This is a genomic window from Sphingomonas ginsenosidimutans, from assembly GCF_002374835.1.
GTDB lineage: Bacteria > Pseudomonadota > Alphaproteobacteria > Sphingomonadales > Sphingomonadaceae > Sphingomonas > Sphingomonas ginsenosidimutans.
The window spans coordinates 46,150-65,883 of record NZ_NWVD01000001.1 but is presented as its reverse complement, the minus strand read 5'-3'; the positions used below and the strand labels follow the sequence as shown (position 1 = coordinate 65,883).

At 68.0% G+C, this 19,734-nt stretch carries 18 protein-coding genes, 1 tRNA gene and 1 pseudogene; 5 read left to right on the top strand and 15 right to left on the bottom strand.

The genetic code is table 11. From position 1 onward, the window contains the following. Nucleotides 1–134: 134 nt before the first annotated feature. Nucleotides 135–278: pseudogene (locus COA17_RS20130) on the bottom strand (phage integrase central domain-containing protein); the annotation flags it as partial. 425 nt (nt 279–703) lie between these two features. After that, nucleotides 704–794, bottom strand: a tRNA-Ser gene (locus COA17_RS00275). Nucleotides 795–888: 94 nt separating this feature from the next. Here COA17_RS00275 and COA17_RS00270 point away from each other — a divergent pair. Further along, a complete protein-coding gene (locus COA17_RS00270) occupies nt 889–1,770 on the top strand; it encodes a peptidylprolyl isomerase (RefSeq protein WP_096609406.1) in 882 nt (293 codons plus the stop codon). Nucleotides 1,771–1,791: 21 nt separating this feature from the next. Here the strand turns inward: COA17_RS00270 and COA17_RS00265 are convergent, their stop codons facing one another. The 7 genes from COA17_RS00265 to COA17_RS00235 form a co-directional block, all read right to left on the bottom strand. Further along, complete coding sequence (locus COA17_RS00265) at nt 1,792–2,388, bottom strand: ABC-type transport auxiliary lipoprotein family protein (protein WP_066488584.1); 597 nt, start codon at nt 2,386–2,388, stop codon at nt 1,792–1,794. 2 nt (nt 2,389–2,390) lie between these two features. Then, complete coding sequence (locus COA17_RS00260) at nt 2,391–3,353, bottom strand: MlaD family protein (protein WP_066488582.1); 963 nt, start codon at nt 3,351–3,353, stop codon at nt 2,391–2,393. Further along, nucleotides 3,353–4,246: an ABC transporter ATP-binding protein gene (locus COA17_RS00255; RefSeq protein WP_066488575.1), complete on the bottom strand. Its 894-nt coding sequence runs from the start codon at nt 4,244–4,246 to the stop codon at nt 3,353–3,355. The genes COA17_RS00260 and COA17_RS00255 overlap by 1 nt, the downstream gene beginning before the upstream one ends. Next, on the bottom strand, nt 4,246–5,358 hold the full coding sequence (locus COA17_RS00250; protein WP_066488572.1) for an ABC transporter permease: 1,113 nt from the start codon (nt 5,356–5,358) through the stop codon (nt 4,246–4,248). The genes COA17_RS00255 and COA17_RS00250 overlap by 1 nt, the downstream gene beginning before the upstream one ends. 100 nt (nt 5,359–5,458) lie before the next feature. After that, nucleotides 5,459–6,667: a DUF445 domain-containing protein gene (locus COA17_RS00245; RefSeq protein ID WP_096610647.1), complete on the bottom strand. Its 1,209-nt coding sequence runs from the start codon at nt 6,665–6,667 to the stop codon at nt 5,459–5,461. Between the two features lie 117 nt (nt 6,668–6,784). Beyond that, on the bottom strand, nt 6,785–9,994 hold the full coding sequence (locus tag COA17_RS00240; RefSeq protein ID WP_096609404.1) for an efflux RND transporter permease subunit: 3,210 nt from the start codon (nt 9,992–9,994) through the stop codon (nt 6,785–6,787). 12 nt (nt 9,995–10,006) lie between these two features. Beyond that, nucleotides 10,007–11,176, bottom strand: a complete 1,170-nt coding sequence (locus COA17_RS00235; protein ID WP_066488565.1) for an efflux RND transporter periplasmic adaptor subunit — start codon at nt 11,174–11,176, stop codon at nt 10,007–10,009. 141 nt (nt 11,177–11,317) lie between these two features. On the opposite strand from COA17_RS00235, the gene COA17_RS00230 reads away from it, so the two are divergent. Further along, a complete protein-coding gene (locus tag COA17_RS00230; protein WP_176484740.1) occupies nt 11,318–12,067 on the top strand; it encodes an SIMPL domain-containing protein in 750 nt (249 codons plus the stop codon). A gap of 118 nt (nt 12,068–12,185) precedes the next feature. Here COA17_RS00230 and COA17_RS00225 read toward each other — a convergent pair whose 3' ends face one another. The 3 genes from COA17_RS00225 to COA17_RS00215 all read right to left on the bottom strand — a co-directional run bounded on the left by COA17_RS00225 (nt 12,186) and on the right by COA17_RS00215 (nt 13,118). Then, a complete protein-coding gene (locus COA17_RS00225; RefSeq protein WP_066488563.1) occupies nt 12,186–12,443 on the bottom strand; it encodes a GlsB/YeaQ/YmgE family stress response membrane protein in 258 nt (85 codons plus the stop codon). Nucleotides 12,444–12,535: 92 nt separating this feature from the next. Next, nucleotides 12,536–12,835, bottom strand: coding sequence for a CtrA inhibitor SciP (gene sciP, locus COA17_RS00220; RefSeq protein ID WP_066488560.1), 300 nt, complete (start codon nt 12,833–12,835; stop codon nt 12,536–12,538). 103 nt (nt 12,836–12,938) lie between these two features. After that, nucleotides 12,939–13,118, bottom strand: coding sequence for a hypothetical protein (locus COA17_RS00215; protein WP_066488558.1), 180 nt, complete (start codon nt 13,116–13,118; stop codon nt 12,939–12,941). A gap of 134 nt (nt 13,119–13,252) precedes the next feature. On the opposite strand from COA17_RS00215, the gene mnmA reads away from it, so the two are divergent. Then, on the top strand, nt 13,253–14,350 hold the full coding sequence (gene mnmA / locus COA17_RS00210; RefSeq protein ID WP_096610643.1) for a tRNA 2-thiouridine(34) synthase MnmA: 1,098 nt from the start codon (nt 13,253–13,255) through the stop codon (nt 14,348–14,350). Between the two features lie 102 nt (nt 14,351–14,452). Here mnmA and COA17_RS00205 read toward each other — a convergent pair whose 3' ends face one another. The 3 genes from COA17_RS00205 to ku form a co-directional block, all read right to left on the bottom strand. Beyond that, a complete protein-coding gene (locus COA17_RS00205) occupies nt 14,453–14,668 on the bottom strand; it encodes a hypothetical protein (RefSeq protein WP_096609402.1) in 216 nt (71 codons plus the stop codon). Between the two features lie 81 nt (nt 14,669–14,749). Beyond that, nucleotides 14,750–17,179, bottom strand: coding sequence for a DNA ligase D (ligD, locus tag COA17_RS00200; RefSeq protein WP_096609400.1), 2,430 nt, complete (start codon nt 17,177–17,179; stop codon nt 14,750–14,752). A gap of 6 nt (nt 17,180–17,185) precedes the next feature. Beyond that, entirely contained in the window at nt 17,186–18,076 is an 891-nt protein-coding gene (gene ku / locus COA17_RS00195) for a non-homologous end joining protein Ku (protein ID WP_096609398.1), read from the bottom strand. A 119-nt stretch (nt 18,077–18,195) separates the two neighbouring features. Here ku and pdxH point away from each other — a divergent pair, with 119 nt between their 5' ends. Together pdxH and COA17_RS00185 are read left to right on the top strand one after the other, a co-directional pair. Next, nucleotides 18,196–18,777 carry a pyridoxamine 5'-phosphate oxidase gene (gene pdxH / locus COA17_RS00190; RefSeq protein ID WP_245857309.1) on the top strand — a complete coding sequence of 194 codons (582 nt, stop codon included), beginning with the start codon at nt 18,196–18,198 and terminating at the stop codon, nt 18,775–18,777. Further along, nucleotides 18,774–19,721 carry a cation diffusion facilitator family transporter gene (locus COA17_RS00185; protein ID WP_096609394.1) on the top strand — a complete coding sequence of 316 codons (948 nt, stop codon included), beginning with the start codon at nt 18,774–18,776 and terminating at the stop codon, nt 19,719–19,721. Before pdxH ends, COA17_RS00185 begins: the two co-directional genes overlap by 4 nt. The last annotated feature ends 13 nt before the right edge of the window (nt 19,722–19,734 follow it).

The window sequence follows — 19,734 nt, the reverse complement described above, 5'->3', positions numbered from 1 at the left end:
ATCCCGGCCTCGTCGACGACGAGGATGGAGTTGTCGGTCAGCAGCTCACGCCCCTGCCCCCATTGATGCTCGAGGCTGCCGATGCGTTGCCGTACACGGCGCGCCGTTTGGGGCTTCGTCAGCCAGATGGGAGCCAGCACGTCCCGTATCCGGGGGCCTTCGATTTCGCTGACCAGGCGGTCGTCCATCTTGGGGAAGGCGTAGCTCTTCAACGTCGCGATCCACTGATCCTGATACTTGCCGTTTTTCCAGGCTTTCTGGTGTTCCTCGTGGACCATCTCGGCGGCCTTGCGGAACGTCGGAGTGACCTGCCGCTCGGCGACAGGGTCGATGCCTTGTGCAATCTTCTTCCGGATCAGGAGCGCTGCCTCGCAGGCATCAGCGAGAGAAACGGCTTTCAACAAGCCCAGGCCTTATGTCCCTGCGCCGCCCCCCAGATTGCACTCGCAGCAGCCCACGGCCCGACTCCTTGCTGTTCATTTCCCAAAAAAGGCCGTCGCCGTCGGAATATCGCCCCGGCTCGTTCAATGCCCGGACCTTGGTTGCAGTGAGATTTCCCATCGCACCACACTCCAAATTACCCCCACACATTTGGCGGGATGGTGTCGGACCACGTGAAATTCCGCGTGACGAAAAAACCGCTGATTTCTGCGGTTTCATAGCAAATTTCTGTGGATTTTGCGAGGCCAGCAGGGGGCGAGAATGGCGGAGCGGGAGGGATTCGAACCCTCGATACGGTTTTGCCGTATACTCACTTTCCAGGCGAGCGCCTTCGACCACTCGGCCACCGCTCCGCATGCACTGGAAGCGACACGCCCTAGTGGAGGCGTCGCGCGCGCGCAAGCGGGTTGGATTGCAGGTCGGCGCGAGGACGGGCACGGTGGGGCCATGACGATTCTTCTCGCTCTGGCCGCGATCGTGGCACCTGGTCAGGCGGCGGCCGCGCCGGCTCCTCCCCCGCCGCCGCCGGCCGCGCATGACGCATTGGCGGGCGACTGGCGGGTCATTCCCGACGACGAGCTGCTGGTAATGCGGCTGGCGGGCGGGCGAACGGTGACGATCCGCCTGGCCGCCTGGGCGGCGCCGCAGCACGTCGCGCAGATCCGCCGGCTGGCGGCGGCGCATTGGTGGGATGCCGCCAGCGTCTATCGCGTCCAGGAAAACTGGGTGGCGCAATGGGGCGATGCCAGCGAGCAGAAGCCGCTGCCGGCCGGCGTTGCGACGCAGGTCGATCCGGAGTTCGAGGTCGCGCGCGTCGCCCCTGCGGCGCTGTTGGCCCGTGGTGATCCCCATGCGCGCACGTCAGGCATCACCGCGGACGGGTGGCCCGTGGCCAGCGACGGCGCGGGCCACGCCTGGCTGCCGCATTGCTATGCGATGGTGGGCGTTGCCCGCGATGCCGATCCGCGATCCGGATCCGGGGCTGAGTTGTTCACCCCGATCGGCCAGTCGGCACGGCGGCTGGATCGCAACTATACCGTCGTCGGCCGGATCATCGACGGGATGGCGAACCTGTCGGGACTGCCGCGCAGCGATGCGCCGATGGGCGTCTATGCCAATCCGGCGCAGCGCGCACCGATCGAATGGGTGCGGCTCGCCAGCGAGTTGCCCGCTGCCGAGCGGCCGCGCTTCGCCTATCGCGCGGCCGACAACCCGCGCTTTGCCGCGGCAGTGCGGCGGCGCGAGAACCCGCCGCCCCCGACGATCGGATCCGGCGCGATCGACATATGCGAAATGCCGCTGGAGGTGAAGCGCCTCGACACGCGCTGACTGGGCAGACGCCGACGTCGCTCAGCCGCCGCTGCGCACCCAGTCGGCGACCTGCCCGGCCACGTCGTTGGCGGCGCGCCCCAGCGCCTCGGCTGCCGCGGTCGGCTCGATCGCCGCGACCGGGACGCGCGCTTCGAAACGGCGCTTCTCGATCGCCGACTGGCCGGCCCGCGTCAGCGACGCATCGTAGATCACCACCGCCTGTCGCTGCGACGCATCGACGCCGAAGCTGCGCAGGTCGCCCGACAGGTCTGCGCTGGGCGCGCCGAACGACTGCGCCGGGGCGAGCACCACCATGCCCGCGCGCGCGGTCAGCGTATCGCCCAGCACCCGAGCGAACAGCCGCGCGGGCGGTTCGGACCATTGCGCATCCTTGATATAGGCGACCGCGACGTCGCTCTGCTGCACTGGGATGCGCGTATTGGCGATCGTCTGCGGCACCGCGGGCACCTGCACCACGATCGCGCGCGTTGCCGATGCAATCTGTGCCGCGCCCGGTTGCGGTTGGGCGGTGGACGCGATCGTCAGCAATTGCTTGGGCGGCTTGCCGCCGAAGCTGAGACAGCCGGCCAGCGGGACGATCGCCGCGGCAAGGACGAGGTTTCGAGTGAAGCGCACGCTCAGTTCCCCTTGTATTCCGGCAGCTTCTGTTGACCGATCAGCGAGCTGGCGCCGCCCTGTTCGACGCGTTCCGAGATCGCCGAGAGCGACGCCGCCGTGACGCGCAGGTCGCGCACCAACTGGTTGATCTGCGGCACCGTCTGTTTCGAGAAGGTCGTGAGGCCCGGCCGCGCGTCGCCGATCGCCGCGTTGAGCGTGTCGGTGCTCTCCCGCGCCGACTTTATGGTGGCGTTCAGATTGGCCAGGGTCGGCTTGACGTCCTCGGTCATCACGCCGTTGGTCGTCTTGGCCAGTTCGCCGATTTGCTGGGCGGCATCGCCCGCCTGCGCGATCGCGACGCGGGTCTGCGCCAGCGTGGCGGCGATTTCGGGCCCGCGATCAGCTAGCGCATCGGTCAGGCGGTTGGTGTTGTCCAGAATGCCCGCAATCGACGCCTGGTTGCGGTCGCTCAGCATCCCGGTCAGCCGCTCGGTCAGCGTCGACAGCCGTTCCAGAAGCTGCGGTGCGGAATTGAGGATCGCGCCGATGCCGCCGGTCTTGGTCGGGATCACCGGCACGCCCAGCGGGCATACCGATCGCGCGTCGCCGGCGGGGCAGGTGATCGGCGCCTGGCCCTTGATCGCGCCGTCCAGGCTGACTGTGCTGGTGCCCGTGAAGCTGCCCTGGATGGTCGCGGTGGTCCCGCGCAGGATCGGCGTGTCGTCGTTCACGCTGATGCGCACGCGGACGTATTGCGGATCGGGCTTCCACAGCGAGATCGTCTTCACCTGCCCCGACGGCACGCCGGAGAAGGTAACCGTCGACCCCTTCGCCAGCCCGTCGACCGACTGGCGGAAGAAGATGTCATATTCCCGTTCGGCCCCGCCGCTCACCCGTGCGATCCACACGGTGAAGATCGCGACGATCGCCAGCAGGATCAGCACGACGGCCCCGACCAGGACGTGGTTCGATCGCGTTTCCATCACTCAGCCCCTGATAGCCGGCGGTCGTCGGCGGCGGCGGTCGCGCCATCGCCTGTCCGGCCCGCCGCCGGTTCGTGTTCCGCAGCCCGCTTCTGGGAAGCGACCGCAGCGCGGCCGCGCGGGCCGTTGAAATATTCCTGGATCCACGGGTGATCGAGCGCGAGCAGCTCCGGGATCGTCCCCACCGCGATCACGCGTCTGTCGGCCAGCACCGCGACACGGTCGCAAATGGCGTAGAGCGTGTCGAGATCGTGGGTGATGAGGAACACCGTCAGCCCCAGCGTCTTCTGGAGCGAGGCGGTCAGTTCGTCGAACGCCGCCGCACCGATCGGGTCCAGGCCGGCGGTCGGCTCGTCCAGGAACAACAGATCGGGGTCGAGCGCCAGCGCGCGCGCCAGCCCGGCACGCTTCTTCATTCCGCCGGACAGTTCGGCGGGAAACTTGGGCCCCGCATCCGCCGGCAGGCCGGTCATCACCACCTTGTACGACGCGATTTCGTCGAGCAGCGACAGCGACAGGTCCGGATAGAATTCGCGCAGCGGGACCTGGACGTTCTCCGCCACCGTCAGCGTGGAGAACAGCGCGCCGCCCTGGAACAGCACGCCCCACCGCTTGCGGATATCGACGGTTTCGGCCTCGCTGCGCCCCAGCGTCGGCTCGCCGAACACCCGCACCTCGCCCGCATCGGGGGTCTGCAATCCAATGATCGAGCGCATCAGCACCGACTTGCCGGTGCCCGATCCGCCGACGACGCCCAAAATCTCGCCGCGACGCACCTCCAGGTCGAGGTCCTCGTGGATCACCTGCTCGCCGAAGCTGTTGCGCAGGCCGGTCACACGGATCACCGGCTCCGCCCCGTCGGCACCCGTGTCATTGCTGGCGAAATGGGGCATCAGATCCAGCCGATCTGTTCGAAGAAGACGGCGAAGAACGCGTCGAGGACGATCACCATGAAGATCGCCTGCACCACCGCGGAGGTGGTCTTCAGACCGACCTGCTCCGCATCGCCCTTCACCTGCATCCCCTGGAAACAGCCCGCCACCGCGATGATCGCACCGAACACCGGTGCCTTGATCAGGCCGACGAACAGGTCGGTGATCGGCACGACCTCGCGAATGCGCGCGATATAGGCGACCGGCGGGATATCCAGCGTCATCCAGCACAGCAGCCCGCCGCCGATGATCGCGACGATCGAGGAGTAGAAGCCCAGCAGCGGCATCAGCACGATCGCCGCGATCGTGCGCGGCAGCACCAATGCCTCCATCGGCGATACGCCGATCGTGCGCATCGCGTCGATTTCCTCGGTCAGCTGCATCGTGCCGAGCTGCGCCGCGAAGGCCGAGCCGGACCGTCCCGCCACCATGATCGCGGTCATCAGCACGCCCAGTTCGCGCAAGGTGATGCGCCCGACGAGGTTGATCGTGAACGATTCCGCGCCGAACTGGCGCAGCTGCACCGCGCCCTGCTGCGCGATGACGATGCCGATCAGGAAGCTCATCAGCCCGACGATGCCCAGTGCGGACACGCCAACCACCTCGAACCGCTGCACGGTGGCGTTGAAGCGGAAGCGGCTGGGATGGCGGATCACGCCGCCGAACGCGATGATCGTCGCACCCATGAAGCCCAGCAGCCCCACCGCAGTATGGGCAGCGTGCGCGGTCGCATCGCCGATCTCCGCCAGGACGCGCCGGAACGACGATCCGCTGCCGGGGCGCATCTGTACCGGCTGGTCGGCGGCGACCACCTGTTCCAGCAGGTTGTTCGCATCGCCGCTCAGCCCGCGGATCTCCGCCTTGTGCTCGCGCGCGAAGCGGTGGACGACCCAGGCGCCGATCGTGTCGATCCGCTCGATCCCCGACAGGTCGATGCAGGCGACATCGCCGCCGTGACTGTCGAGCCGTTCGGGAAGATTGCCCAGACGCGCCAGCGACAGGTCGCCGGTGAAGCGCAGCGTCGATCCGCCGGACTCCCCGCGATCCTCGTTGAAATCGGCCGCAGTGCTCATCGAAGGGTCCTTGCGGCACGTCGCATCACGCGACAAGCGATCGGGCGCGCCATTCGTTCCGCGGGCGAATCCATTCGAACGGGCTGCGATACGGCGTGCGTCACAGCGCGACGTCTACGGTATGGATCAGAACGCCGACAAGCCCCCCGACCAGCGTTCCGTTGATGCGGATGAACTGCAGGTCCTTGCCCACCGCATGTTCCAGCCGCATTGTGATCGTCCCCGCATCCCAGCCGCGCACCGTTTCGGACACCAGCCGCACGATCGAATCGCCGTAATCCGCGGCCGCACCCACCGTCGCGCGCCGCACGAAGCGATTGATGGTGCGCCCCAGCCGCGCGTCGTCCTGCAACGTCGCACCCAATTGCCGCAGCGCCTCCCCCAGCTTGCCGCGCAATACCGCCTCCGGATCGCGCGCGGCACGCAGCATCGCCAATCGCGCCTGTTCCCACAGGCCGTTGATCCAGTCCTGCATCGCCGGGTTTTCCAAAAGCTCGATCTTCATCGTCTCGACGCGCACGCGCATCGCCGGATCGTGCTGCAACCGCCGCGCCAGCGACCGTAGCCCCTCCTCCGCCTTCTGGCGCAGCGGATGGTCGCGATCCTCGGCCATCTCCGCCACCAGCCGGTCCAGCCCGTCGACGATCTTGGTCGCCAGCGTCTCGTCCAGCCCTGTCCAGCGCAGGATCGAGCCGGCACGGTCGTGCACCATCGCCCGCACCAGATGTTCGTTCGCCGCCAGCGCGCCGCGCGCCCAGCGCACGCCATGGTCGATGATCGGCAGGTGGCGATCCTCCGCGATCGCGGCGTCGAGCGCGCGGCCCAGCATCGGCGACAGCTCGGTCTCGCGCACCCGCGTCACCAGCATCGCGCGCACCATCCCGCCCAGCCGGTCCTGGTCGAGCGCGTTGAGCACCTCCTGCGCCAGCCGCGACGTGCCGCGCGCCAGCCGCCCGCCGCCCGCACCCTGCGGATTGGCGAGCCAGCGCCCCGCGGCACCTGCGACGTCCATCCGCCCCATCCGCCGCGCGACCACCGACGGGATCAGGAAGTTCTCGCGCAGGAAGTTCGCCAGCTGATCGCCGATCCGGTCCTTGTTGCGCGGAATGATCGCGGTATGCGGGATCGGTAGGTGGAGCGGATGGCGGAACAGCGCGGTCACCGCGAACCAGTCCGCCAGCCCGCCGACCATCGCAGCCTCGGCAAAGGCGCGGACGAAGCCCCACGCACTATGCTGATCCGCCAGCGCGCGCGCGGCGAGGAACAAGGCTGCCATCGCCAGCAGCAATCCCGTCGCCACCCGGCGCATGCGCACCAGCGCAGCGGGCGGGACGGGGGTGCGGCGCGTGGCGATCATCGTTCGGACAATCCCCGATCGCGCCGATTGTTCAAGTCCCCGCCGGCGCGACAGCAGGTCGCATGCCGCTTATTCGGCGGGATCGGTCCCGTCGCGAAAGCCGATCCGGCCATGCGGCGCGGCAATCGCATCCTTGGGCGGGCCCTGTTCGATCAGCGGCCCACCGTCATCGCCCGGGCGATAGGTGAGCAGCCGCCGCCCCAGCCACGGCCCGACGCGCCGCTCGATCCCGATCGCCAGCGAAAAGGCGGCCGGCACGATCAGCAGCGTCAGCAACGTCGACATCGTCAGCCCGCCGATCACCACGATTCCCATCGGCGCCCGCCACGCACCGTCGCCCGACAGCGACAAGGCGGTGGGCACCATGCCGGCCACCATCGCGACGGTCGTCATCACGATCGGTTGCGCGCGCTTGTGCCCTGCGTCGACGATCGCGGCATGGGGCGTCACGCCCGCCGCCATCTCCTCCAGCGCAAAATCGATCAGCAGGATCGAATTCTTGGCGACGATCCCCAGCAGCATCAGCAAGCCGATGAACACCGGCATCGACAGCGGCTGCCCCGCGATCTTCAGCGCCAGCAGGCCACCCAGCGGCGCCAGCAGCAGCGAACCCATGTTGACCAGCGGCGGCAGCAGGCGGCGATACAGCAGCACCAGCACGGAGAAGACCAGGAACACCCCCGCCACCACCGCGACGACGAAGTTGATCAGCATCTCCATCTGCCACTTCGCCTGGCCGACGGTCAGTTGCTGGACGCCCACCGGCAGGTTCTTCATCACCGGCAGCTGGTTGATCTGCTTCATCGCATTGCTGGTGACCAGCCCCGGCGACAGATCGGCACCGATGGTCAGCTGGCGCTGTTGGTTCAGGCGCGTGATCTTGGTCGGGCCGGACCCGAAGCCGATCTCAGCGACCAGGCTCAGCGGCACCGAACCGCCCGACTGCGTCTGCACCGGCAAGTTCTCGATCGTATCGAGCCGCGATCGCGCGCTTTCCTCTAGCGCGACGCGGATCGGCACCTGTCGATCCGACAGCGAGAAGCGCGCGCTGTTCTGATCGAGGTCGCCCAGCGTCGCGATACGGATCGCGTTGGACAGCGCCGCGGTCGTCACGCCCAGCTGCGCCGCCAGGTCGAGTCGCGGCTTGATGAGGATCTCGGGCCGATTGAGATCGCCGGCGATGCGCGGTGCGACCAATCCGGGCACCTTACCCATCTCGCTCACCAGGCGGTCGGCGGTCTTGCGCAGCAACACCGGATCGTCGCCGCCCAGCGTGATCGAGATGTCGCGATTGTTGTCGCCAAACCCGAACTGCGACTGGAAGTTGACGCGTGCGTCCGCGATCGTCGCCAGATCGGGCGCCAGCCGCCGCTCGAATTGGGTCGACGTAACGTCGCGCTTTTCCTTCAACGTCGCGACGACCCGTCCGGTGCCGACCAGGGTTCGCGTGTACAGGCTCTCAACCTCCGGCTGCTTCTTGAGCAGGGCGTAGACCTGGTCGACGACCGCCTGAGTGGTGTTCAACGTCGCGCCCGGCGGCATGGTGATCGTCACTGCGCTGCGCGGCTGGTCCACCGCAGGCTGGAACGTCATCGGCGTCGTCGCGAACAGGACGATCGTCAGCAGGAACGAAGCAAGACCCATCCCCATCACCCACAGGCGATGATCGCGCAGATAGCCGGTGACGCGGTGGATGCCGCCCTTCGCACGAATCAGCGGCGCCTTGCCTTGGTCCAGCGTCCAGCGCAGCACCCGTTCGTAGAAGTCGACCGCCGGGCCGCCATGGTCGGCAGGGCCCGCCGATTTCAGGAAATAGGCTGCGATCATCGGCGTGATGAGGCGTGCGACCGCCAGGCTCATCAGCACCGCGACCACCACGGTCAGCCCGAAATTCTTGAAAAATTGCCCCGACACGCCCGGCATCAGCCCGACCGGCAGGAACACCGCGACGATCGCCATCGTCGTCGCCAGCACCGCCAGCCCGATCTCGTCCGCAGCGTCGATCGACGCCTGATAGGCGGTCTTTCCCATGCGCATGTGGCGCACGATATTCTCGATCTCCACGATCGCATCGTCGACCAGCACGCCCGCCACCAGGCTCAGCGCCAGCAGCGTCATGTCGTTCAGCGTGAACCCCATCAGGTCCATGAACCAAAAGGCCGGAATCGCCGACAGCGGGATCGCCAGCGCGGAGATGAACGTCGCGCGCCAGTCGCGCAGGAACAGGAACACGACGACGACCGCCAGGATCGCGCCCTCGATCATCGCGTGCAGCGCGCTTTTATACTGTTCCAGCGCATATTTCGCGCCGTCGATGCGCAGCTTGAACTTCACCTGCGGATTGCGCTTCTCCAGCGCCTCCAGCTTGGCCTTGGCCTCGCGGAAGACGGTGACATCGGAGGCGTTCTTGGCGCGCTTGAAATCGAAGCTCAGCGCCGGGCGGCCGTCGACCGCCGCGGCGCTGCGCTGTTCGGCATACAGGTCGCGCACCGTCGCCACGTCGGACAGGCGGATCGTGCGGCCGTTGCCGATCGCGATCTGCGTCTGGCTGAGGTCATAGGCGGTGGCGGCATTGCCCAGCACGCGCACCGACTGCTCGGCCCCCGCGATCTCGGCCCGGCCGCCCGCCGCGTTCAGGTTCACCTGCCGCAGCTGCTGGTTGATCTGGCTGGCGGTCAGGCCATAGGAGGCCAGCTTGGCGGGATCGAGGATCACGCGGATCTCGCGGCTGACTCCGCCGTTGCGCTCGACCGAGCCCATGCCGGGAACCGACAGCAGTTCCTTGGCGACGGTATTGTCGATGTACCAGCTGAGCTGTTCCAGCGTCATGTCGGTGCCGACGGCCGTGAAGCTGCCCAGATCGTTGTCGTTGATCTTCACCCGCTGGACTTGCGGCTCCAGGATGCCGTCGGGCAGCTGCGCGCGGATCTGCGTCACCGCATCGCGCGATTCGTTGACCGCCCGGTCGACGGGGGTGCCGATCGCCAGCTGGACGAAGGTGGTCGACTGCCCCTCGGACACGAACGACTGGATCTCGTCGACGCCCTCGAGCGTGCGCACCGCCGCCTCGACGCGTTGCGTCACCTGGTTTTCCAGCTCGCTGGGCGCCGCGCCCGGCTGGGTGATCGTGACCGTCACCGCCGGAAAGTCGATGTCCGGTTCCTGGTTGATGTCCATCCGGATGAAGCTGACGATCCCCGCGACCGTCAGCATCATGAACAGGACGATCGACGGCACCGGGTTGCGGATCGACCAGGCGGATATGTTGCGGAAGCCCATCGTCGCTTGTCCTCAGCGCCCCTTGGGGATGACCGGCTTCACCAGCTGGCCCGGGTTCAGGAAGGCGCCCGCCGCCTGCACCACCCGCTCGTCACCGGTGAGGCCGCTGGCGATCGCCACCTTGTCGTCGCTCACCGACCCCAGCGTCACGTCGCGACGCCGCACCCGATTCTCGGCATCGACGATATAGACGTAATTGCCGCGGCTGTCGCTGAGCAATGCCGACTGCGGCAATTCGGGCTGGCGCGCGTCGCCGGCGACGATCGTCGCCGACGCGAAGCCGCCGGGACGCAGCGCGGGATCGTAGGACAGCTGAATGCGCGCGATCCCCTGCCGCGACTGCGGGTCGATCACCGGCGACAGCTGCCACACCCGGCCCGCGAAGCTGCGCTTCTCGCCCACCGGGGTCACCTGCGCCGACGAACCGACGTGGATCGTCTGCAGGTCAGCTTCGGACAGCTGCGCGCGCATTTCCATCTCGCCATTGGCCGCCATGCGGAACAGGACGCCGCTGGCGGAGCTGACGATCTGCCCCGGCTCCACGCCGCGCGTCAGAACCAGCCCCGGGGCGGGCGCGCGAATGTCCAACCGGGCGTTGCGCGCGCGCTGTTCGGACAGCGTCGCCTGCGTCACGCGCAGCCGCGCCGCCGCCGAATCGCGGGTGGCGATTCGCCGCTGCACGTCCGCCTTGGAGATGAAGCCGCGATCGACCAGGCTCTGCGCACGCTCCAGTTCGGCCTGCGCCAGCGTCAGGTCGGCCCGCGCGACATTGATCTGGGAGGAGAGCGAATCAGCGGTCTGCGTCTGGACCGACCGGTCGATCGTCGCCAGCACCTGCCCCGCCTTCACCCACTGGCCCGGTTCGACCAGCACGCGCGACACCATGCCGCCCTCGCCCGCGACGCCGACCGGCATCTCGCGCTTGGCGGCCAGCGATCCCGTCGCCGCGACGGTGCGCGCGACCGCCTGCGCCCCGGGGACGACAACCGTCACGGACGGCGCCTGGTCGCCCGCCGGTGCGGGCGTCCCGGCATCCTTGCCGCCCCGCATGGCCAGCCACGCCGCCACCGCGATCACCAGCAGAACGACGCCCGCGACGATCACCCAGCGCCGCCGACCGCGCGCACGCGAATCCTCGATCAACAGCCGCTCGCCTTCCAGGTTGCCGTTTTCGTACGTCATTCCGCCCCTCTCGTCGGGCGTGTATTACGATGATATAGCACCCGGTACAAGCGGGCATCTTTCAACCGGTTCGTCGCGTTCATCCTGCGTTTTGTCGCACGGGTGCAGATGCCGCCAAGACGAGAAACGGGAGATATCACGATGCGAACGACGACGATCACCGGGCTGGGCGGCGCCGCCGCGATGCTGGCCGGCATGACCCTGGCCGCGGCGGCGACGGCGCAGACCCCGCTGCCGATGGCGACGGTCGTGCCCGACGGCACGCTCCTGGACGTGACCGCGACCGGCCGGACGACCCGCGTTCCCGATCTCGCCACCGTCCGGGCGGGCGTCGTTACCCAGAATGCGACCGCCGGGGGCGCGCTGACCGAGAATGCGCAGCGCATGACGCAGGTCGTCCGCGCGCTCAAGTCCGCGGGGATCGCCGAACGCGACATCGCCACCAGCAACGTCAGCCTGTCGCCGCAATATCGCTACGCCGACAATCAGCCGCCGGTCATCACCGGCTATCAGGCGAGCAACACCGTCAGCGTGAAGTTCCGCGACGTCGCCAAGGCCGGGCCGGCGCTCGACGCGCTGGTGCGCTCGGGCGCCAACCAGATCGACGGGCCCAGCATGTCGCTATCGCAGCCCGATGCGGCGCTGGACGAGGCGCGCACCGATGCGCTGAAGGCCGCGCGCGCACGGGCGGCGCTCTATGCGAACGCCGCCGGGTTGACGGTGGCGCGGATCGTCTCGATCGAAGAAGCCGGCGACAATGACGGCGGTCGCCCGCAACCGCCGATGATGCTGCAGCGCGCCGCCATGGCGGAGACGCGCGACTCCACCCCGATGCTGGCGGGGGAAACCGACGTGACCGCAATGGTACGCGTCCGCTTCCTGCTGAAATGACCTTATGCCCCGTCCGCCGCGTGGCGGACGGGGCATAGGCAGACAACGCCGCATACGAAAAAGGCCGCCCGGATCACCGGGCGGCCTGTTTCCTTGTCGTTCGTCGATGTGGAGCGGTTTAGCGCACCCGGCCGCGACGGACGAGGTTCACGATCGCCAGCAGCACGACCGCGCCGACCAGCGACACCAGGAACGAGTAGATCGTCAGCGGCTGGTTGTTGATCGAACCGCCAGTGAACAGCAGACCGCCGATGAAGGCGCCGACGATCCCGACGATGATGTTCAGAAAGATGCCCTGCTGGGCGTCAGTGCGCATGATGATGCTGGCGAGCCAGCCGATGACGCCACCGATGATGAGCCAGATGATAAGTCCCATAGCAATTCTCCCCTGCGATGCGCCCGGACGGTGAAGCGCTGTGGCAGGGAAGACTCACGAAGGGCGGATATTGTTCCGGGCGCGTTTCGGGATCAGAACTTCTGCTGGCGCTCGTACAGCGATTTGTACTGCTGGATACGCGTGACGCGCAAGCCGGGCATGCCCGACCGGTCGATCGCACGCTGCCACCCGGCGAATTCCTCCACCGTCAGCCCGTAACGCTGGCACACTTCGTCCACCGTCAGCAGACCGCCGTTAACCGCGGCGACGACCTCGGCCTTGCGCCGGACCACCCACCGCGTGGTGTTGGCCGGCGGCAGCGTATCCATGGTCAGCGCCTCTCCCAGAGGACCGATGACCTTGGCGGGACGGATTTTTTGGTTCTCGATCATTCCTAACCTCGGTTCGGGGCGGGGGGCCCCCTTCCCTGCGACGAAGCACTGCGTAGGCGCCTCGATTTGAACACGCCCTAAAGCGGCGCGGTAAACGCCGTCTTCACGGCTCTTTCCATTCGCTTAGCGCCGCCGCGGCCGCGGGGTTGAACGCGCCCTCACCCGATCGCGCGGTCGCCGAATCGTTCAGCGCACGCGCCACCTGTGCGGTGCGCGACGTCTCCTGCCGGGCACGCAGCCCGGCGAGCAGCGGGGGGAGATGGGTGTCATCGGGTAACGTCACGGCGAATCCTGGCAACGCGAGATGTGATGGACTCGCTTAGCCCCGGTCTGCTGAAGGTCGCGTAAAGCCGCTGGCAACGCTTCCTTCACCTGCCTTTACGCGGACATACGCGACGGGGTATGGCCGGTCGCATCATGGACACGGTGGATTTCCAGCTTCCGGCGGGCGCGCGGCGCATCGTCGTCGCGATGTCGGGCGGGGTCGACAGCTCGGTCGTGGCGGCGCTTGCGCAGGCGAGTGGGGCGGAGACGATCGGCGTGACGCTCCAGCTTTACGACCATGGCGAGGCGACGAAGCGCGCCGGCGCGTGCTGCGCCGGGCGCGATATTCGCGATGCGCGCGCGGTCTGCGACCGGCTGGGCATCGCGCATTACGTCTTCGATCACGAATCGAGCTTTCGGACGCAGGTGGTCGATCGCTTCGCCGACGAATATCTCGCTGGGCGCACCCCGATTCCCTGCGTCCAGTGCAACATGGGGCCGAAATTCACCGACCTGTTCGCGCTCGCCCGCGATCTGGGCGCCGACTGCCTGGCGACCGGCCATTACGTCCGCCGCATCCTCGGCAGCGATGGCGCGCAGCTACACCGCGCGATCGATCCCGCGCGCGACCAGAGCTATTTCCTGTTCGCGACGACGCGCGCGCAGCTCGATTTCCTGCGCTTTCCGCTCGGCGCGCTGCCCAAGCGCCGGGTGCGCGAACTGGCCGGGGAGATGGGGCTGCTGGTCGCCGACAAACCCGACAGCCAGGACATCTGCTTCGTCCCCGACGGCGATTATGCCTCACTGGTGAAGAAGCTGCGTCCAGAGGCCGCGGCGGGCGGCGACATCGTCGACATGGCGGGGCGCAAGCTGGGCGAGCATCGCGGGCTGGTCCATTATACCGTCGGGCAGCGCCGCGGGCTGGAGATCGGGGGTAGCCCCGAGCCGCTGTATGTCGTGCGATTGGAACCCGACCGGCGCCGCGTCGTCGTCGGCCCGCGCGCCGCGCTGGCGGTGGCGGCGGCGCGACTGGCGGACATGAACGTGCTGGGGCCGCTGGAAGGCGAGCTTACCGCCAAGGTACGCTCGATGGCCAAGCCGGTGCCGGCGCGGATGGTCGACGACCGGCTGGTGTTCGACACGCCCGAATATGGCGTTGCCCCCGGCCAGGCGGCGGTGCTCTACGACGGCGATCGGGTGCTGGGCGGCGGCTGGATCGCCGCGACCGAACCGGCGCTGGCCGCCGCCTGAAAAGAACCCGGCACCGCACGGTACCGGGTCCAGTTTCGTCCAGGGAGCACCAGACGGTAACGGCGACGGCGACCGGGGAGCGGCCGCCGCTAGGTCAGACGGTCAGAGTGCGTTGCCACCCAGCGCATTGTCGGCCGGCAGCGCGTCGGCGCCATTGCCGAACGTGGCGAGATTGCCGTCGGCGGGCACTTCGTCGTTCAGCACGGTCTCGTTCGCCAGCGTATCGTTGGCGGCGACCGGCTCCGCGCCGTTCCCGCCGCACGCGGCCAGCGCCAGGCTCATGCTGATCACGGAAACGGCGGCAGCGATCTTCCTCATCTCTCTCGAACCCCTTGCTGGCGATGGCGCCCGCCATCGTTCGCCCCAAAACTACATCTCCGCGATAGAATATCAAGAGCCTCATGTGTCGGGAAGGTGCTGGTCCGCGACACCCCAGCCGCGCAATGCCCGACTGTCGGCGCGCGCCAGCAATTCCTCGCGGTCGGTGACGCGCCAGCGCGCCGCGGTATCGATATCGCGCAATTCGCTCCACGATACCGGGGCGGCCACCGGCGCGCCGGCGCGTGCCCGCGCGGCATAGGGCATTATCGCGGTCGCGCCGCGCTGGTTGCGCAGCCAGTCGATGAAGATCCGCCCCTTGCGCTTCGCCTTGGCCATCGTCGCGGTGAACCGTTCCGGTTCGGCCTGCGCCAGCGCACGTGCGAAGCGATCGGCGAAATCCTTGACGGCCGGCCATTCGGCCTGCGGCGTCAGCGGCACGACGACATGGACGCCCTTGCCCCCCGACAGCAGCGGAAAGCTCGCCAGCCCCAGCTCGGCCAGCTGGGTCTTGAGATGCTCGGCCGCCTTGCTGGTCGCGGCGAAGTCCAGCCCCTCGTCGGGATCGAGGTCGAACACCATCCGGTCGGGCCGCTCCACGTCCGCGACCTGAGAACCCCAGCCGTGGAATTCGATCGTCCCCATCTGCACGCACGCGACCAGCCCGTCGCCGCTGTCGACGTAGAGATAGTCCTCGGTCGATCCGTCCTTCTCGCGGATCGGCACGCGATGGACCTGATCACCGAACGACCCGGCATCGTGCTTCTGGAAAAAGCATTGCCGCGCCCGCCCCTGCGGACAGCGCACCAGGCTGACCGGGCGATGCGCCACGAACGGCAGCATCGCCGGGGCAATCGCGGCATAATAATCGGCCAGATCGCCCTTGGTCACGTCCGATTCGGGGAAGATCGTGCGGTCGCGATTCGTCACCTTCACCGTCGATACGGACGGCGCGGGCGCCGCGGCGGGGGGTTCGGCGACGACGTCCTCCGCCGGCTTGTCGCCGCGCAGCCCCAGAAAGCTGGAATGGCGCAGCAGCCCGTCCGGCGTGGTTTCGGCAAAGGCGATCTCCGCCACCAGTTTCGGCGTGACCCAATGCGCGCCGCGCACCGCCGCGCGCGGTGCGGCCACGGTCGGGGTCTTGCGCGCCAGCCGGTCGAGCCGCGTGCGCAGGTCGGCCATCGTATCGGCGGTGAAGCCGGTGCCCACCTTCCCGGCATAGCGAACCGCGCCGTCCTCATGGACGCCCAGCAACAGCGAGCGAAGGCCCCGCCCCTTGTCCGACGGCAACCAGCCGACGATCACGAATTCCTGCCGGCGAATGCACTTGGTCTTCAGCCACGCCTGCGTGCGCTTGCCGCGATAGGCCGCGTCGGCGCGTTTCGACACCACACCCTCGAAGCCTTCGCGGCACATCGTCTCGAACAGCGGCTCGCCCGACCCGGCGACATGTTCGGCAAATTGCAGATGCGGATCCGCGCCCGCCATCACCGCGCGCAAGCGCTCCTTTCGCTCGACATTGGTCAGCGCACGCAGATCCTCGCCGTCGTGCCGGAGCAGGTCGAAGGCGAAGAACGTCATGTCATCCCCCGATGCGATCGCGGTCTTCAGCGTCGCGAAATCGGGGCGGCTCTCCTTGAACGCGACGATCTCCCCGTCGATCAGCGCATCGCCGACGTCGAGCTGCGCAGCGGCCGCCGCAATCCCGGCGAACGTCTCGCTCCAGTCCAGCCCGCTGCGGGTATAGACCGTCGCCTTCCCCCCGCCGACCGCGATCAGCGCGCGATAGCCGTCGTACTTCACCTCATGGATCCAGCCTGCACCGGCGGGGACGCTGTCCACCAGCGTGCACAGCTGCGGCGCCTCGAACGGCGGTGGTGCGGCGCTGCCGCGGCGCTTCTTGCGCCCGGCCGGGGCACGCCACTGCGACGGCGCGCCCTCGGCGATCTCCTGCATCGTCCGCCCCGTCGCCACGCTGGTCAGCGCGGTGTCGGTCAGCATATCGGTGGCGCCCGCGGCGGCGTCGTCGATCTTGCGCAGCAGCCAGTTCTCGCGCTTTTCCTTGCCGCGTGGTTTCAGCCGGACCAGCAGCCACTCGCCCTTCATCCGCTCACCGTCCAGGATGAAGTGGAGGTGCCCCGCCTCCAGATCGGCGGCGCTCTTGCCCGCCACCGGCGCCCAAGTGCCTCGGTCCCACAGCATCACCGTGCCGCCGCCATATTCGCCCGCCGGGATCGTCCCCTCGAACGTCGCATAGGACAGCGGATGGTCCTCGGTCCGCACCGCCAGTCGCTTTTCGGCGGGGTCAAGGCTCGGCCCGCGCGTCACCGCCCAGCTTTTCAGGACGCCGTCCACCTCCAGCCGGAAATCCCAATGCAGCCGCGTCGCGTCGTGCTTCTGCACGATGAAGCCGTTGCCGTTGCCAGGCGCCAGCGTCCCCGCCGGTTCGGCGGTGCGCGAAAAGTCGCGCTTCGCATTATAGCGTTCGAGCGGATCGGGACGACGGGCCATCGCCGGTCAGGCGCGCTTGCGTGCCGGCGCCTTGCGCGCCGCCGGCTTTCGTGCCGCCGGCTTCTTCTTTTCCGCCGCCGGTCTGGCGTCCGCCGTGGCCGCGCCGCCCTTGCCCTCCATCGACTTCTTCAGCGCCGCCATCAGATCGACGACATTCGATCCCGAACGCGCCGCCGCGTCACCCTTGTCCTCGATGATCCGCCGCCCCTTGGCCTTGCGCTTGCGGTCGATCAGCCCCCTCAGCGCATCGACATAGCGATCGTGGAAGCCGCGCGGGTCGAACGGCGCGGCCTTCTTCTCGATCAGCGCCTCGGCCAGTTCCAGCAGCTCCGGCTCGGGCTTGGTATCGGGGATGTCGCGGAAATAGCCCTGCGCCTTGTTCACCTCGTCGGCGTAGCGCAGCGTTTCCAGCACCATGCCGCGCCCGCATGGCTTCAGGCTGACGACATATTCGCGCCCGCGCATCGCCAGCTGGCCCAGCCCGACCTTCTTCGTGCGTCGCAACGCCTCGCGCAGCACGATGAACGCCTCCTCCGCCAGATCGTCGGCGGGGACGACGAAATAGGGCTTTTCGTAATAGAGGACGTCGATCTCGTGCGCGTCGACGAACTGGGTCAGTTCCAGCGTCTTCTTCGATTCCAGCTTCACCGCGTCGATCTCGTCCTGGTCGAGCAGGACATATTCGCCCTTCTCGATCTCGAACCCCTTCATGATTTCGTCGGTGTCGACCGCGCCGACGCCGGGGACGGTCTTTTCCAGCTTGATCCGCTTGCCCGACGGTTCGTGGATTTGATGGAAGCTGATCTGCGCGCCGGAGCGCGTCGCCGAGTAGATTTCGACCGGGATCGACACCAGCGCCAGCCGGATCTGTCCCTGCCAATAGGCACGCGCGGCCATCGGAAGCCCTTTCGTTGCGAGGGCGATTCAATGAGTTGGCGCGCCGCAGGTTCCATGCTGCCCCGCACATGCATGGGGCGAGGATGACGTGCGCGCGATTGCGCGGTAGAAGCCGGGCGATGAGCGACGATCCCTTTTCGCTGTTCGACGCCTGGTATGCCGAGGCGCGCACCAGCGAGCCGAACGATTCGAATGCCATGGCGCTGGCCACCGCCGATGCGGATGGGCGCCCGTCCGTGCGGATGGTCCTGTTGAAGGGGCATGGTCGCGACGGCTTCGTCTTCTACACCAACCGCGGCAGCCGCAAGGCGGGGGAACTGGCCGCCAATCCGCATGTCGCGCTGCTGTTCCACTGGAAATCGCTGCGCCGCCAGATCCGTATCGAAGGGCCGGTGGCCCCCGTCAGCGATGCGGAGAGTGACGCCTATTTCGCCAGCCGCTCGCGCGATTCGCAGCTGGGCGCCTGGGCATCGGACCAGTCGCGCCCGCTCGACGCGCGCGCCACGTTCGAGGCGCGGTTCGATGCGGCCCGGGCGCGGTTCGACGGACAGGACGTGACCCGCCCGCCGTTCTGGGGCGGCTATCGCGTGACGCCGCAACGGATCGAGTTCTGGCAGGACCGCGCGCACCGCCTGCACGAACGCCGGCTGTTCACCCCCGCGGTCGATGGCGCATGGCGCGAGGGGCTGCTGTACCCATGACGCGCGACGAACGCCGCCGCATCATCCCGCTGGCGATGCGCGCCGCGCTGGCCAGCGTGGCGATGGCCTGTTCGCTGCTGGTGCTCAAGGGATATGCCGCGTGGCATACCGGATCGGTCGCGATGCTGGGCAGCCTGGCCGATACCGGGCTGGACCTGCTCGCCAGCCTGGTCACGCTGTACGGCGTGAAGCTCGCGGCCGAGCCGGCCGACCACGACCACCGTTTCGGCCATGGCAAGGCGGAGGCGCTGGCGGCGCTGTTCCAGGTCGTGCTCATCACGGCATCCGCGATCGGGATCGCGTGGCGCGCGATCGAGCGGTTCAGCACCCCGGCGGTGAACGAGGATGCCGGGCTGGGCATCGGCGTGTCGATCGTCGCGATCCTCGCGACCTTCGCGCTGCTCGCCTATCAGCGCAGCGTGATCCGGCGCACCGGGTCGGTCGCGATCCTGGCCGACAACGTCCATTACCAGTCGGACGTGCTGCTGAACGTGGCGGTCATCGCCGCGCTGGTGCTCGACCAATATGTCGGGATCGCGGGCGCCGATCCGGTGTTCGGTATCGCGATCGCGCTGTGGCTGGCGTGGGGCGCGTTCCAGGCGTCCAGCCAGGCGATCGACATGCTGATGGACAAGGAATGGTCCGAGGAGCAGCGCGCCGCCTTCATGGAGGTCGCCGCGCGCCAGCCGGGCATCCGCGGCATCCACGATTTCCGCACCCGCCGCGCCGGCAGCCACGATTTCGCGCAATTCCACATGGAAGTGGACCCGGAACTGACCGTGCGCGACGCGCATCGCATCGTCGAGCGGGTCGAATATGCGTTGCGCGACGCCTTCCCGCGCGTCGAAACGCTGATCCATCTCGATCCCGAAGGGCATGTCGATACCGACAACCCGCTGGTCGAGGCGGACGTGACGCCGCACTGGTTCTCCAAGCGCGTCTGAGAGGATCGCCACG